The following is a 13,524-nucleotide window of genomic DNA, read 5'->3' on the forward strand; positions in this document are numbered from 1 at the left end:
AGGGTTTACAGGCTGCCGGTGGCCGTGAGGGTGTACAGGTTGCGCTGGAAGCGTTCGCGATCCACGGTGGAATCGTTGTCCCAATGGCTGTAGCCCAGGGCCAGTTCCAGCCAGCGCCGCGGTTGATAGGTCAGCGTCAGGCCGGCGCTGCTCAGGTCGTCCTCGCGGTCCAGGCCCTGGTAGCGCAGGCGCGCCGCGCCGACGAAGAGGGTGGAGCTCAGGCGTTCGCTCCACTCATGGCGCCAGTCGAGACGGGTCCGGGTGTGCTTGATGGCATCCGCGCCGTCATCGCCTTCGTCGTAGGCCTGGCGGGTGGTCAGGCTGAAGCGCGAGTAGCTGCGCGGCTCCCAGTCCAGTCCGATTTCCCACATGGGGCTTTCCAGTCCGTCGCGACGATCGTCGTCGTATTCCTTGCGCTGGTAGCCGGCGCGGATGCGGCCGCTGGTTTTTGCGCTGGCTTCCCACACGGCGCCGGTCAGCAGCGCCAGGTTGTGGCTGTTCAGCGGGCTGTCCGGCTGGACGTAGTCGAAGTCCTCGTAGCGGGTCTCGATCAGCGCACGCGTACCGCCGATGCGGTGGAACCAGGTGACGCCCAGTCGACTGGCATCACGCTCCTCGCGGGCATTGACCAGGCTGTCATCGTGGAAGCGCAAGCGCTCGTGGTTGGCGGCGAATTCCAGGTTGTTGCGCGCCGTTTCGGCGCCGAAACGATAGGTGGCGCCGAAGGTCCGCAGGCTGTACTCGTCATTCACGCCGGGGATGGCGGTGGAGGCGGTTTCCTCCAGGCGGCTGTAGCCGGCCTTCAGGGTCAGCCGGTGGCGAGCGGTGAACTCCAGGATGCCTTCGAGCAGCAGGCGGTGGTCCAGATGGCTGGCGGAGCTGTCGTCGTGATAGGTCTGCTGTGCGCCCGCGTACGTCAGGCGGTAGGCGCTGTTGCGGTCCTCGGCAACCAGCCGCAGGCGCGGCTCCAGCGTGGTGATCCAGGAACTGGGCGCTGCGTAGGCCGCTTCGCGGTAGTTGTCGTCGTACCGCTCGCCAAGCAGCAGCGAGGGATAGAACTGCAGCCCCTGGATGTTCACAGGCTGCGGGTCGAGGGCACAGGCCGGCGCGGCGAGTAGCGCGGGCGTCAGTAGGCAGGCGGTCGTAAGCCGGTTCATGAAGCGTATCCTTGCTGGGTATGGCATCCGGGCTCTTTCCGGGACGGTGCGCTACCGCCCAGGTTGTCCGTCGGATCCCTGAGAACGAGCGATTTGCCGCTGAACTGCATGACGACAGGCAACGCAATCCCTGACCGTCAGGCTGCCGCTTCGTTTCGAGGGGGACGACAGACGGAGCGGTGGCGACATGAAATGTTGCAAGCCCTTTCGTCCGGACCACGGGCGGCTCCGCTACAGTGGTGTCCTCCCTGAACAACACTGCCCTTCATGACCCTGCTCATCGCCTTCGCCGTTCTTTCCATCCTGGTCTCGTTCCTGTGCTCCATCCTGGAGGCGGCGCTGCTTTCTCTGACCCCCAGCTACATTGCCCAGCAACGACTCACGCGGCCGAAGCTGTATGCACGGCTGAAGGCCCTCAAGGACAAGATCGACCAGCCGCTGGCCGCCATCCTGACGCTGAACACCGTGGCTCACACCGTGGGCGCCACCGGGGTGGGGGCGCAGGTCGTGGTGGTGTTCGGCGACGGCTACCTGGGCGTTGCCTCGGCCGTCATGACACTGCTGATCCTGGTGCTGTCGGAAATCCTGCCCAAGACCATCGGTGCCCGTTACTGGCCACGTCTGGCGCCCATGCTGCCGGTGCTGCTGGGTGGCATGATCCTGCTGCTCAAGCCCTTCATCTGGATGTCTGACGCCATCATGCGGCTGTTCGGCGGCAAGGAGCCGGAGCTGGATGTTCGCCAGGAGATCAAGGCCCTCGCGATGCTGGGAAGGGAGGTCGGCAAGCTCGACGAGGATGAGCAGCGGGTGATCCGCAACATTCTCGACCTGCACGAGATTCGTCTGCGCGACATCATGACCCCGCGCACGGTCTGCGAATCCGTCACGCCGGATGAGTCGATTCGCGAGCTTAAGCAGCGTGTCGAGGAAAGCCAGTTTTCCCGCTACCCGGTGATCGACGAGCACGAAAGCCCGCTGGGTGTGGTGTTCCGTTACGACGCCCTGAAGGCTGCCGACGATGAGCGACCGGTGAGCGAGATCATGAAACCGCTCAAGATCGTGCAGGAAACCATGAACGTCGAGAGCCTGATGACCGAGCTGATGCGCGAGCAGCAGCACATGTGCCTGGTGTTCGACGAGTTCGGCGGTTGGCAGGGGCTGGTGACGCTGGAGGACATCCTCGAAACCATCATCGGCAAGCCGATCCTCGACGAGACTGACGACATTCCCAACATGCGCCGTTTTGCCAAGCGTCGCTGGGAGCATCGGGTCAAGTCGATCCAGGGGCGTCAGGACTGATGGGTGTCGTACACGCAAAGGCACGTGCATCCATATTTAACATAACGTGCATTATGGGTAGTTCAGGCGTGAAGAAAGCTGGGGGCCCGGGTGAACGCTTGCCGGCCCAGGGTTGCTGCTTCTTTGGCTGCGATGAAGATTCGTAACGATGAAAGCCAGGCCGATCCGGTATGTGCACTCGCGCCTGTCTGCCGCTGTGTCACTGCGCTCAAGCATCGCATCGGATCGGCGACCCGCTGCTGGCCACACTCACGCCGAGCGCTGAGGTTCCGTCTCGGGCGAACGTCGCCGTCGCAGTGCTTTCGCGTTTCGGCTTTCGGCAAACAGCCGACCGGAGTTCTTGTGATCCGAAGCGCTTCTCCGGCGGCTGGGCCAGCGCTCCGTGTTCGTATTCTGTCTGCCTGCTAGCGCGGTTCCCAGCGTTCAACCGGATACGCCGCACCTGGCCTGGCGCCTGTGATGCTGACGTACAGGTCTCAATCAAGATTCAATAAAATCAATTGGTTACGCGACGTATCGGCTGTGGTGCTTTAAGGGACGGGTTAATCGAGCGCAGGCAGCACGCGTACGTCGTGGCGGCTCAAGGTTTCAGGGCGTGGGGGCAGCCCTTTACCCATCTTCAATATCCGATAACAGCCAGACCCGGATATTGCATATACTGCGCGGCACACCCGTAGTTCCCCAGGAATGATCCGCCGTGGCGCACTCCCCGCAACCCCTGTTCGAGACCTTCGATCGCTTCCATGAACTCAATTTCCTGCACCTGAGCGGCGAGCTGCCGGTGGTTCGCGAGTTCCTCCTGGGCTTCCCCGCGGAACGTCAGGCTGTCGAAGGCTACTGTGCGGCTCGGGGATTCCTGAAGTCCTATGCGGGCAACGAGGCCACGTTCAATTCCTACCGGACCCACGTCGAGCGATTGCTGCTCTGGTCGCTGCTGGTGGCGCACAAACCGCTGCTGGAGCTGCGCCGCCGCGATGCCGAAGCGTTCATGGAGTTCTGCCTCAATCCCCCTGCCGACTGGGTCGGTCCGGTGGTCAAGTCGCGCTTCCTGCGGGTAGGCGGCCGCAAGAAGCAGGACACCGATACCTATCTTCTGAACGAGCACTGGCGCCCCTTCAGCCTGAGTATCGCCAAGCGCGAGCGCAAGGTCGCCGAGGAGTCGTTGACTCCCCTGCCCCCTCGGCCCTATCGCATGGCGCAGGGCTCGGTGGCGCAGGTGTTCGCCGTGTGCGGCAGCTTCTTCCAGCACGCCATCGACGAAGGCCTCACTGAGGTGAATCCGTTCCGCGCGGTGAAACAGAAGTCCATCTACAAGCAGCGCAATACCCTCAACGTCGCCTCGCGCTCGCTCACTCCGTTGCAGTGGAGCTACGTGCTGGAGACTGCCGAGCAGATGGCGGCGCAGGACCCCGTGCACGAGCGCACCCTGTTCATCGTGGCCACGCTGTTTTCCATGTATCTGCGGGTGTCCGACCTGGTGGGCAGGGATGGCTGGTCGCCGACCATGGGCGACCTTCGTCGCGACAGCCGGGACAACTGGTGGTTTCATGTGGTGGGCAAAGGCAACAAGGCGGCCAGGATCAGCGTCCGGGACGAGTACATCGACACCTACCTGGTGCGCTACCGACGGCACCTGCAGCTGCCACCGCTGCCCTCGCCCCACGAAACCACGCCTCTGATCGGAACCCTCAGGGGGCGAGCCGGCCTTTCCGACCGCCATGTACGGCTGTTGCTCCAGGAGGTGTTCGATCGCGCCCTCGCGCGCATGGCCGAGGAGGGCTGGAGCGAGGATGAAATCGACCAGCTGCGCTCGGCCTCGCTGCATTGGCTGCGCCACACGGCCGCAACCTTCGACGCGCCCCACCGGGACATGAAGGACCTGCAGGCAGATCTTCGCCACAACAGCCTCAGCACCACCCAGAACGTCTACTACAACACCCTGGACGAGCAGCGGGCGCACTCGGTGAAAGGCCTCAAGCTCAAGCGCTGAAAGACGTCAGGCCCCCGCCTTGCGCAGGCGCTGGTGGTAGTCCGGCAGGTGCAGCAGGCCGTGCCGCGCGGCCGCGCGGCGCACCGCATTGCGTTCGCCGTCGAATTTCACCGTTTCGCTGATCACCTTGATGTTGCCCTCGATGCCCATGGCGCAGGCGAAACAGACCACGCCGTCCATGGGGCCATCGGCCTCGGCCAGGCCGGTGTTGGCCAGCGCGATGGTCGCGGCACTGGCGCGCAGCGCGCCGACGGCCATCTCCCGTGCGACCTCCTCACTGGTCAGACCATAGGTCTGAATGGTCTGCAGACTGACCCCTAGCATGGCGTGCTTGGCTCCCACGGTGTACGTCACGTAGCCGCTTTCCAGCACCTTGCCGCAGCCCGCGACGTCGGCAAGTAGTCCGCTCATCAACCCGGCGGTACAGGATTCGGCAGTGGTCAGCATGAGCTGGTGGCGAGTCAGAAACTCCACCACGTCCTCCAGGGTTTGCATGGTGCCCTCCGGCGGCGTACTCCCGTAACCATGGGATACCGGCAAGCCGCGCCAGTTCACGAGAACCGCTGGTAGGAGGCGCGAAACTAACCTGCGACCGGTCGGTCAGCCTTATGGATGGGGATCAGAGAACTACAGTTCTTTAGCGCACTTGCCGCGTGTGGCTTCTGTGCGCCTTGGCCTGACACCGGGAGGAAAAACGATGGGGAATGCAGCGGTAACCGCTCACCTAGCCGATTCGAATGTGCACGGCGCGACGATGGATCGTCCGCGACTCAGCGTCGAAAGTCTCCAGACCACTACAAAACGAATTCTGTTCGTCACCCCCGAGTTCGCCGACCTGATCAAGGTCGGTGGCCTGGGTGACGTTTCCGCCTCACTGCCTCGCGCCTTGCATGCCCTGCACGACATCCGTGTGCTGATGCCCGGCTATCCCCAAGTGCTCAACAGCGGCCACGAGGTGCGCGTGATCGCCACCCTGCCCGGCCACGCCGCGCTGCCGCCCTGCCGTATCGGCCGCATGGACCTTCCCGATGGGCTGACCCTGTACGCGGTGATCTGCCCGGAGCTCTACGAGCGCGAAGGCACCCCCTACGGCGACGACCGGGGTCGCGACTGGGACGACAACCACATCCGCTTCGCCCGCCTGGGGCTGGCCGCCGCGCAGATCGCCGCGGGCGAACTGAACTGGGTTCCGGAACTGGTGCATGCCAATGATTGGCAGACCGCGCTGGCCCCGGCCTACATGCACTGGCAGGGGTTGCGTACGCCCTGCGTGTTCACCGTGCACAACCTGGCCTACCAGGGGCTGTGCGAACTGGCCTGCTACAAGGAGCTGGGCCTGCCGGACACGGTCGCCCGCACGGATGGCATGGAGTACTACGGTCGCCTGTGCGCGCTCAAGGCCGGCCTGGTGTATGCCAGTCACATCACCACGGTCAGTCGCAACTACGCCCTGGAGATCACGACCCCGGAGTTCGGCTGTGGCCTGGAGGGCGTGCTGCGCGAACGCGAAAGCCTTGGCCGGCTGACCGGCATTCCCAACGGTATCGACGCCAGCTGGCAACCCGACAACGATCCCTTCCTGGCGCGGCCCTTCGCGTCGAGCGACTGGCTGGCCCGTGCCGAGAACACGCGCTACGTGGAAAAACTGTATGGACTCGACGCCGGGGGACCGCTGTTCGCCGTGGTGTCCCGGCTGGTGCATCAGAAAGGCATCGACCTCACCCTGGAGATCGCCGACACGCTGGTAGCGGCCGGTGGGCGGCTGGTGGTGCTCGGCCGGGGTGAGGAAGCGCTGGAACAGGCGCTGGTCGCGCTGGCGCGCCGCCACCCAGGGCGCATCGGCGTGCGCATCGGCTTCGACGAACGGGACGCTCGGCGCATCTTTGCGGGCAGCGACTTCCTGCTCATGCCGTCCCGCTACGAGCCCTGCGGGCTCAGTCAGATGTATGCGCAACGCTATGGCACGCTGCCGATCGCACGGCGTACCGGCGGATTGGTCGACACCATCGAGGACGGCGTGAACGGCTTCCTGTTCGTCGAGCAGACCGCGGACAGCTACCTGGGGGCGATTCGACGCGCCCTTCAGGTGCACGCCCACCCGCAACTGCTCGCCGCCATGCGCACCCAGGCCATGGCGGCGCCGTTGTTCTGGTCCGAGTCGGTCAGGCCCTACGACCAGCTCTATCGCAGCCTGCTGACGGAGCCGGTCGAGGCGCGGATCTGAACCATGTGGCATGCCAGGCACCATGGGGTCCGTCTGCTGGACGACGGATCAGCGCGTTTTTCCCTGTGGGCACCGGATGCCACCCAGGTTCAGGTGGAACTGGGCGATGGCAGCCGCCACGCCCTGCGTCGCGAGCCACAGGGCTGGTTCACCGGCCAGCTGGGGTGCCCGGCAGGCACGACCTACCGCTACTGGATTGATGAACGTCTGCGCGTGCCCGACCCGGCCTCACGCGGCCAGCAGGGCGATGTGGACGGCCCCAGCCGGGTCGTCGATCTCGCCGCATTCCCCTGGCAGACCACCGACTGGCAGGGGCGCCCCTGGCATGAGGCAGTGTTCTGTGAAGTGCATGCCGGCCTGCTCGGCGGTTTCGCCGGTGTCGCGAGCCATCTCCCCGCGCTGGCCGACCTGGGCATTACCGCCATCGAACTGATGCCGCTGGGCGAGTTTCCCGGCGCACGCAACTGGGGCTATGACGGCGTGCTGCCCTTCGCCCCTGAAGCCAGCTATGGATCGCCCGAAGCGCTGCAGCGCCTGGTGGATCAGGCTCACAGCCTGGGGCTGATGGTATTTGTCGACGTGGTCTACAACCATTTCGGACCCGAAGGTAACTACCTCCACCAGTACGCCAGTGCCTTCTTCCGTGAGGACCAGCATACCCCCTGGGGTGCCGCTATCGATTTCCGCCGCCGGCAGGTTCGCGACTTCTTCATCGAGAACGCACTGATGTGGGTGCAGGATTACCGGATGGATGGCCTGCGGCTGGACGCCGTGCACGCCATTCCCGACCAGGACTTCCTCATCGAGCTGGCCCGGCGTGTGCGGGATGCGGTTCCGCCTGGGCGGGAAGTTCATCTGGTGGTGGAAAACGAGGGTAACAGCGTCGAACTGCTGGAAAGCGGCTACACCGCGCAGTGGAACGACGACGCCCACAATGTGCTGCATGCCCTGCTGACGGGCGAACGCGAGGGCTATTACGCCGACTTCTGCGAAGGGACCACGGAAAAGCTGGCCCGTTGTCTGGGCGAGGGCTTCGTGTTCCAGGGGGAAGCCGATCGCCGTGGGCACCGACGCGGCCAGCCCAGCGGGCACTTGCCACCGACGTCGTTCGTGCTGTTCCTGCAGAACCATGACCAGGTCGGCAATCGTGCCCTGGGCGAACGGCTGGTGAGTCTGTGCGCGCCGCAGGCTCTGGAAGTCGCGGTGGCGCTGCAGATGCTCTGCCCGATGATCCCGCTGCTGTTCATGGGCGAGGAGCGCGGCTGCAGAGAGCCCTTCCTGTTCTTTACCGATTACCACAACGAGCTGGGGCGTGCGGTCCGCGAGGGTCGCCAGCGGGAATTCGCCGCCTTCAGCGCGTTTGCCGGCGTCCAGGTGCCCGATCCCAATGCAGCCGAGACCTTCGAGCACTCGCGCCCGGGGGAGGCCTGTGCGCATTGGCAGCAGTTCTACCGGCAGCTGCTGCAGATCCGCCACCACCAACTGGTTCCGCGTCTGCGCGGCAGTCGTGCCGGGGGCGTGCATGTGCTGCAGGACCAGGCGCTTAGCGCCACCTGGCGGCTTGGCGACGGCAGCCGGTTGCGCATCGATTTCAACCTGGGGGAGCGGCCGGCTACGGCCGCTCCGTTGCCCGCCGCCGCCCGGCCGTTGTTCGACCTGCGCGTCGGCGCTGTCGACGCTTTCCGGCCGCTGTCGCTGCCGCCCTGCAGTCTGCTGGCCACCCTGGAGAATGCCCATGAGTGACAAGCGTCTGGCCGAGCTTTCCCGAGCCGTGGGACTCAACATCGAGTGGCAGGACGCTGCCAAGAAGACCCAGCACGTCACTCCCGAGGCCCAGCGGGCCCTGCTGGAGGCCATGGGGTATCCGGCGCAGACCTCGCAACAGATCGTGGAAAGCCTGGCCACGCTCCGCGATCGTCACCGCAGCCGCTGCTACGGTCCGCTGCTGACCGTCGAGCAGGGACAACCCCTCGACCTGACCGGGCGCTTCAAGGCGGGCAGCCCCTTTCGCCTGATCGAAGAGGATTCCCAGCGCCACGAAGGTCGGTTGGACGCCCATGCCCGCCTGCCTGGCTGGCACATGCCCGGTTATCACCATCTGGAAGTCGGCAACGAGCAACTGACGGTCGCGGTCTGCCCGCCCGCCTGCCCCGATGTCGCCACCCTGTCGGGTGGCCGGGACCGGCATCTGTGGGGGCTGGCCGTGCAGCTCTACGCCCTGCGCCGACAGGGCGATGGGGGCGTGGGCGATACCGAGGCGCTGGAGCACCTGGTGCGCAGCGCGGCCCAGGCCGGCGCAGACGCCATGGCACTGAGCCCGGTGCATGCCATGTTCAGCGCCCTGCCCCACCACTACAGCCCCTACTCCCCGTCCAGCCGCTTGTTCTTCAATGTCCTGCATGCCTCGCCCGGCTGCATCATGGGCGAGCACGCCCAGAGCCAGGCGCTCAAGGTCAGCGGCCTGGAGCAGGAGTTCAAGCGCCTGGAGGCCCTGGACCTGATCGACTGGCCGGCGGCGGGCACCGCTCGCCTGCGCATCCTGCACCAGCTCTACCGCAGCTTTGGTGACGGCGGCAAGGAACACCTGCTGACCCCGGACTTCGACAGCTTCTGCTCGGCAGGTGGCGAAGCGCTGCGCGACCACTGCCGCTTCGAGGCATTGCACGCCTTCCAGCTGGCCCGTGGCCAGTCTGGCGACTGGCGAGACTGGCCGGAATCCCTGCACGATCCCCGCCATGCCGAGGTGGAGCGTTTCGCCCGGGAGCACGCCGAAGAAGTGCGCTTCCACGCCTTCTGCCAGTGGCTCATCGCCCGCTGCCTGAAGCGTGCCCAGGACGCCGCCACCGGCGCCGGCATGCGCATCGGTCTGATCGCCGACCTGGCGGTGGGCGCCGAGCCCACCGGCAGTCAGGCCTGGTCGCGGCAGGCGGAGTTCCTGCCCGCGCTGGCGGTGGGCGCCCCGCCGGACCTGATCAACCGCGCCGGGCAGAACTGGGGCATCACCGCCTTTTCGCCGGAAGGCCTGCGCCAGCATGGCTTTCGCGCCTACCTGGAGATGCTGCGCGCCAACCTGGCGCATGTCGGTGGCCTGCGCATCGACCACGCCATGGGCCTGCAGCGTCTCTGGCTGATTCCCCAGGGGGCACCGCCCGAGGCCGGTGCCTACCTGGACTACCCCTGCACCGATCTGCTGCGCCTGCTCTGCCTGGAAGCCACCCGTCACCAGGCGCTGATCATTGGTGAAGACCTGGGCACCGTCCCGCCCGGTTTCAGCGAGGACCTGGCACGGCGCAATATCCTGGGCATGCGCGTGCTGTACTTCGAACAGCATCAGAAGGGCTTCCGGCCGCTGGCGCAATGGTCCGACGAAGCCCTGGCAACCAGTACGACCCACGACCTGCCGAGCATCATCGGCTGGCTGGAAGGGCGTGACATCCAGCAGCGTCTGGACAGTGGCCATATCGACGAACACCGTGCCCAGGACGATCTTGCCCAGCGCGAGGAGGACCGCCAGGCGCTCGCCGAGACGCTGCAGGCCGAGGGTCTGTTGCGCGAGGATGAGCAAAGACCGGCCCGTTTGCTGGATGCTTGCGTGGAGTTTCTCGGCCTCACGCCGGCCCCGCTGGTGCTGCTTCCCCTAGAAGACATCCTCGGGCATCCGGAGCAACCCAACCTGCCGGGCCCCGGCGATCGCCACCCCAACTGGCGCCGGCGCTGGCCGGTCAGCGTGGACCGCCTGCTGCGCGAGCCGCAGGCCATCACGCGTCTACGCCTTCTGGACAGCAGTCGACAGGCGGCGGGTACGCAGCCATGAGTGCGCCGCGTGCCACCCTGCGCCTGCAATTCCACCGGGGCTTCACCCTGGATGACGCCGCGCGCCGGGTGCCCTACTTCGCCACGCTGGGCATCAGCCATATCTATGCCTCGCCTCTGTTCACGGCGCGCCCCGGTTCGCTGCATGGCTACGACGTGCTGGACCCAACACGCATCAGCCCGGAGCTGGGCGGCGAAGCCGCGTTACGCCGGCTGGTGGATGCCCTGCACGCCCACGGCATGGGCCTGATCCTGGATATTGTGTCCAACCACATGGCGGTCGGCGGCGACGGCAATCCCTGGTGGCTCGACGTGCTGGAATGGGGCGAAGCCAGCCCCTACGCCAAGTTCTTCGATATCCAGTGGCGCTCCCACGACCCGCTGCTGCGCGGCCAATTGCTGGTGCCCTTCCTGCGCAGCGACTATGCGGAGGTGCTACGCGCTGGTGAGTTGGTTCTTGGCTACCAGGAGGACACCGGACAGTTCTACGCCACCCACCATGAACACCGTTTTCCCCTCGCGCCGGCGTCCTGCGCCCGTATTCTGCGCCATGCCGGCCATGTTGGGCTGGGCGCGCTGGCGGTGCGCTTCGCCAGCCTGCCACGCGGCGAGCGGGGCCGGCACCGCGCCCTCGGGCTGCGCAGGGAACTGTGCCAGCTGTGCCGGGAGCCTGAGGTGCGCACGGCGTTACAGCGGGGCATCGACGCGTACCGCGTGGATGGCGAGGAAGGCTTCCAGCGCCTGCATGCGCTGCTGGAGTGCCAGCATTACCGCCTGGCCAGCTGGCGCACTGCGGCGGACGACATCAACTGGCGGCGCTTCTTCGACATCAACGAGCTGGGCGGTCTGCGGGTCGAACGCGCCGAGGTCTTCGAGGCCACCCATCGCACGCTGTTCGCGCTGATCGAGGAAGGCCTGATCGATGGCCTGCGCATCGACCATGTGGACGGCCTGGCCAATCCCCGCGCCTACTGCCGTCGGTTGCGCCGGCGCGTCGACCGCCTGCGGCCGGGGCACCACCTGCCCATCTACGTGGAGAAGATCCTGGGGGCCGGGGAATCGCTGCCGGGCGACTGGGGCGTGGACGGCACCACCGGCTACGAGTTCATGAACCAGCTGTCGCTGCTGCAGCATGACCCGGCCGGCGAGGTGCCGCTGACCAGCTTCTGGCGCGACGCCAGCGGCCGCGACCTGGACTTCGCCGCCGAGGTGGTCCAGGCCCGTCAACTGATGCTGCAGGGTTCCCTGGCCGGCGACCTGGAAACCGTGGCCCAGGGCCTGCTGCTCATCGCCCGCCAGGACCTGGCCACCCGCGACCTGACGCTGGGTTCGCTGCGCCGCGCGCTGACGGCGCTGATCATGCATTTTCCGGTGTACCGCACCTATGTCACGGTCTGCGGCCGCTCCGCCGAGGACAGGCGGTTCTTCAGCATGGCCCTGCATGGCGCGCGCCGGAGCCTGCCGGAAGCCGACTGGCCGCTGCTGGATCACCTCGATCGCTGGCTGGGCGGCCAACCGCTGCGTGAGCTGCCGCGTGGCCCGGTGCGCAAGCTGCGGCGCAAGATGCTCACCCGTTTCCAGCAACTCACCGCGCCGGCGGCGGCCAAGGCCGTGGAAGACACCGCCTGCTACCGATCGGCGCGCCTGCTGTCACGCAACGACGTCGGCTTTGATCCGCAGCATTTCTGCGCGCCGCCACAGGCGTTCCACGATGCCTGCCGCGAACGCGCCGCACGCTTTCCGGACAACCTGCTGGCCACTGCCACCCACGACCACAAGCGCGGCGAGGACACTCGCGCGCGTCTGGCGGTGCTCAGCGAACGCGCCGCCTGGTTCATCGACGAGGTCAATGTCTGGCTGCGCCTGGCCGAGCCGCTGCGTGCCGAACTCAACGGTGTGCCGGCGCCCTCCCCCGGCGACGAGCTGATGCTCTACCAGACGTTGCTGGCCAGCTGGCCGCTGGCGCTGGAGACGGACGACGAAGAGGGCCGACAGGCGTATCTGGAACGGCTATTGCGCTGGCAGGAGAAGGCCGTGCGCGAAGCCAAGCTGAGCAGCAGCTGGAGTGCGCCCAACGCGCCTTGCGAAGAGGCCAGTCGGCATTTCCTGCGCCAGTTGCTGGAAGCTCCGGCGGGCGCCGAACTGCGTGAGCGTATCGCCGTGGCCGCTCGCTCCCTGGCGCCGACCGGCGCGCTGAACGGACTGGCGCAATGCCTGTTGAAGCTGACCGCCCCGGGCGTCCCCGATCTTTACCAGGGTTGCGAGTTCTGGGACTTCAGTCTGGTGGATCCGGACAACCGCCAACCGGTGGACTTCGATGCGCGCCAGGCCGCCCTCGCCCAGGCGGCCGGCCTGTCCGAACTGCTGGCCCGCTGGCCGGATGGGCACGTCAAGCAGCAACTGATTGCACGGGTCCTGGCTCTGCGCGCCCGCCTGCCTGAGCTGTTCCACGCCGGCGACTACCAGCCGCTGTCGCTGGTCGGCACCCACGCCGACCGGGCGCTGGCCTTCGCGCGCCGCCACGGCCAGGACTGGCTGGTGGTGGTGGTGCCGCGCCTGGCCGCCGACCTGCTGAACGGCCAGACCATTCCTCTGGTGCCAGGGGAACGCTGGTGCGACACCGCCGTCGAACTGCCGAAGGCACTGACCGCGACCACCCTGTCCGGCCTGTTTGCAGGTCGGATGCTGGCGCCCGAGCAGGGTCGCCTGGCCCTGAGCGATGTGCTCGGAGGGTTTCCGGTCGAGGTGCTGCATGTTCAGGAGAGCAACCATGAGTGACGAACAGCGCATACGAGAGCTGGCCTACCAGATCTGGGAGGCCGAGGGGCGTCCCGATGGAGAACAGGACCGCCACTGGACACTGGCCAGCCGGCTGGCCAGCGAGACCGTGCGTGTGGAAACCCCTACCCCCAAGGCGCGGGTCTCCCGCAGCCGGCCCCGCGCGGCAGCGGCCGAGACGGTCGAAACGCCGCCGGCGGCCCCCCGGCGCGGCGCCAGCAGTAGCCGGCGGAAGAATGAACAACCGCGCTGACGACCAGACC

9 protein-coding genes are annotated in these 13,524 nt (G+C 66.6%); 7 read left to right on the top strand and 2 right to left on the bottom strand.

Annotation, left to right across the window (positions count from 1 at the left end):
- Positions 1-5: 5 nt before the first annotated feature.
- Positions 6-1,157, bottom strand: coding sequence for an outer membrane beta-barrel protein (locus tag SF06_RS05510; protein ID WP_052199723.1), 1,152 nt, complete (start codon positions 1,155-1,157; stop codon positions 6-8).
- Between the two features lie 267 nt (positions 1,158-1,424).
- Here SF06_RS05510 and SF06_RS05515 point away from each other — a divergent pair, with 267 nt between their 5' ends.
- Both SF06_RS05515 and SF06_RS05520 read left to right on the top strand, forming a co-directional pair.
- Positions 1,425-2,456 carry a hemolysin family protein gene (locus SF06_RS05515; RefSeq protein WP_039560261.1) on the top strand — a complete coding sequence of 344 codons (1,032 nt, stop codon included), beginning with the start codon at positions 1,425-1,427 and terminating at the stop codon, positions 2,454-2,456.
- Positions 2,457-3,153: 697 nt separating this feature from the next.
- Positions 3,154-4,446, top strand: a complete 1,293-nt coding sequence (locus SF06_RS05520) for a tyrosine-type recombinase/integrase (protein ID WP_175444360.1) — start codon at positions 3,154-3,156, stop codon at positions 4,444-4,446.
- Between the two features lie 6 nt (positions 4,447-4,452).
- On the opposite strand, the gene SF06_RS05525 is transcribed toward SF06_RS05520, so the two are convergent.
- Complete coding sequence (locus tag SF06_RS05525) at positions 4,453-4,941, bottom strand: CinA family protein (protein WP_027590295.1); 489 nt, start codon at positions 4,939-4,941, stop codon at positions 4,453-4,455.
- 259 nt (positions 4,942-5,200) lie between these two features.
- Between SF06_RS05525 and glgA the strand changes: the two genes are divergently transcribed.
- From glgA to SF06_RS05550, 5 genes are read left to right on the top strand one after another with little or no spacing between them, the layout of a single operon-like run.
- Complete coding sequence (gene glgA, locus SF06_RS05530; RefSeq protein WP_175444361.1) at positions 5,201-6,670, top strand: glycogen synthase GlgA; 1,470 nt, start codon at positions 5,201-5,203, stop codon at positions 6,668-6,670.
- Positions 6,671-6,673: 3 nt separating this feature from the next.
- On the top strand, positions 6,674-8,413 hold the full coding sequence (gene treZ, locus SF06_RS05535; protein WP_065365668.1) for a malto-oligosyltrehalose trehalohydrolase: 1,740 nt from the start codon (positions 6,674-6,676) through the stop codon (positions 8,411-8,413).
- Positions 8,406-10,484 carry a 4-alpha-glucanotransferase gene (gene malQ / locus SF06_RS05540; protein WP_039560262.1) on the top strand — a complete coding sequence of 693 codons (2,079 nt, stop codon included), beginning with the start codon at positions 8,406-8,408 and terminating at the stop codon, positions 10,482-10,484. Before treZ ends, malQ begins: the two co-directional genes overlap by 8 nt.
- Positions 10,481-13,261, top strand: a complete 2,781-nt coding sequence (locus SF06_RS05545; RefSeq protein ID WP_039560263.1) for a malto-oligosyltrehalose synthase — start codon at positions 10,481-10,483, stop codon at positions 13,259-13,261. The genes malQ and SF06_RS05545 overlap by 4 nt, the downstream gene beginning before the upstream one ends.
- Positions 13,254-13,514, top strand: coding sequence for a DUF2934 domain-containing protein (locus SF06_RS05550; protein WP_039560264.1), 261 nt, complete (start codon positions 13,254-13,256; stop codon positions 13,512-13,514). The genes SF06_RS05545 and SF06_RS05550 overlap by 8 nt, the downstream gene beginning before the upstream one ends.
- The last annotated feature ends 10 nt before the right edge of the window (positions 13,515-13,524 follow it).

It is taken from the genome of Pseudomonas flexibilis (genome assembly GCF_000802425.1).
GTDB lineage: Bacteria > Pseudomonadota > Gammaproteobacteria > Pseudomonadales > Pseudomonadaceae > Serpens > Serpens flexibilis.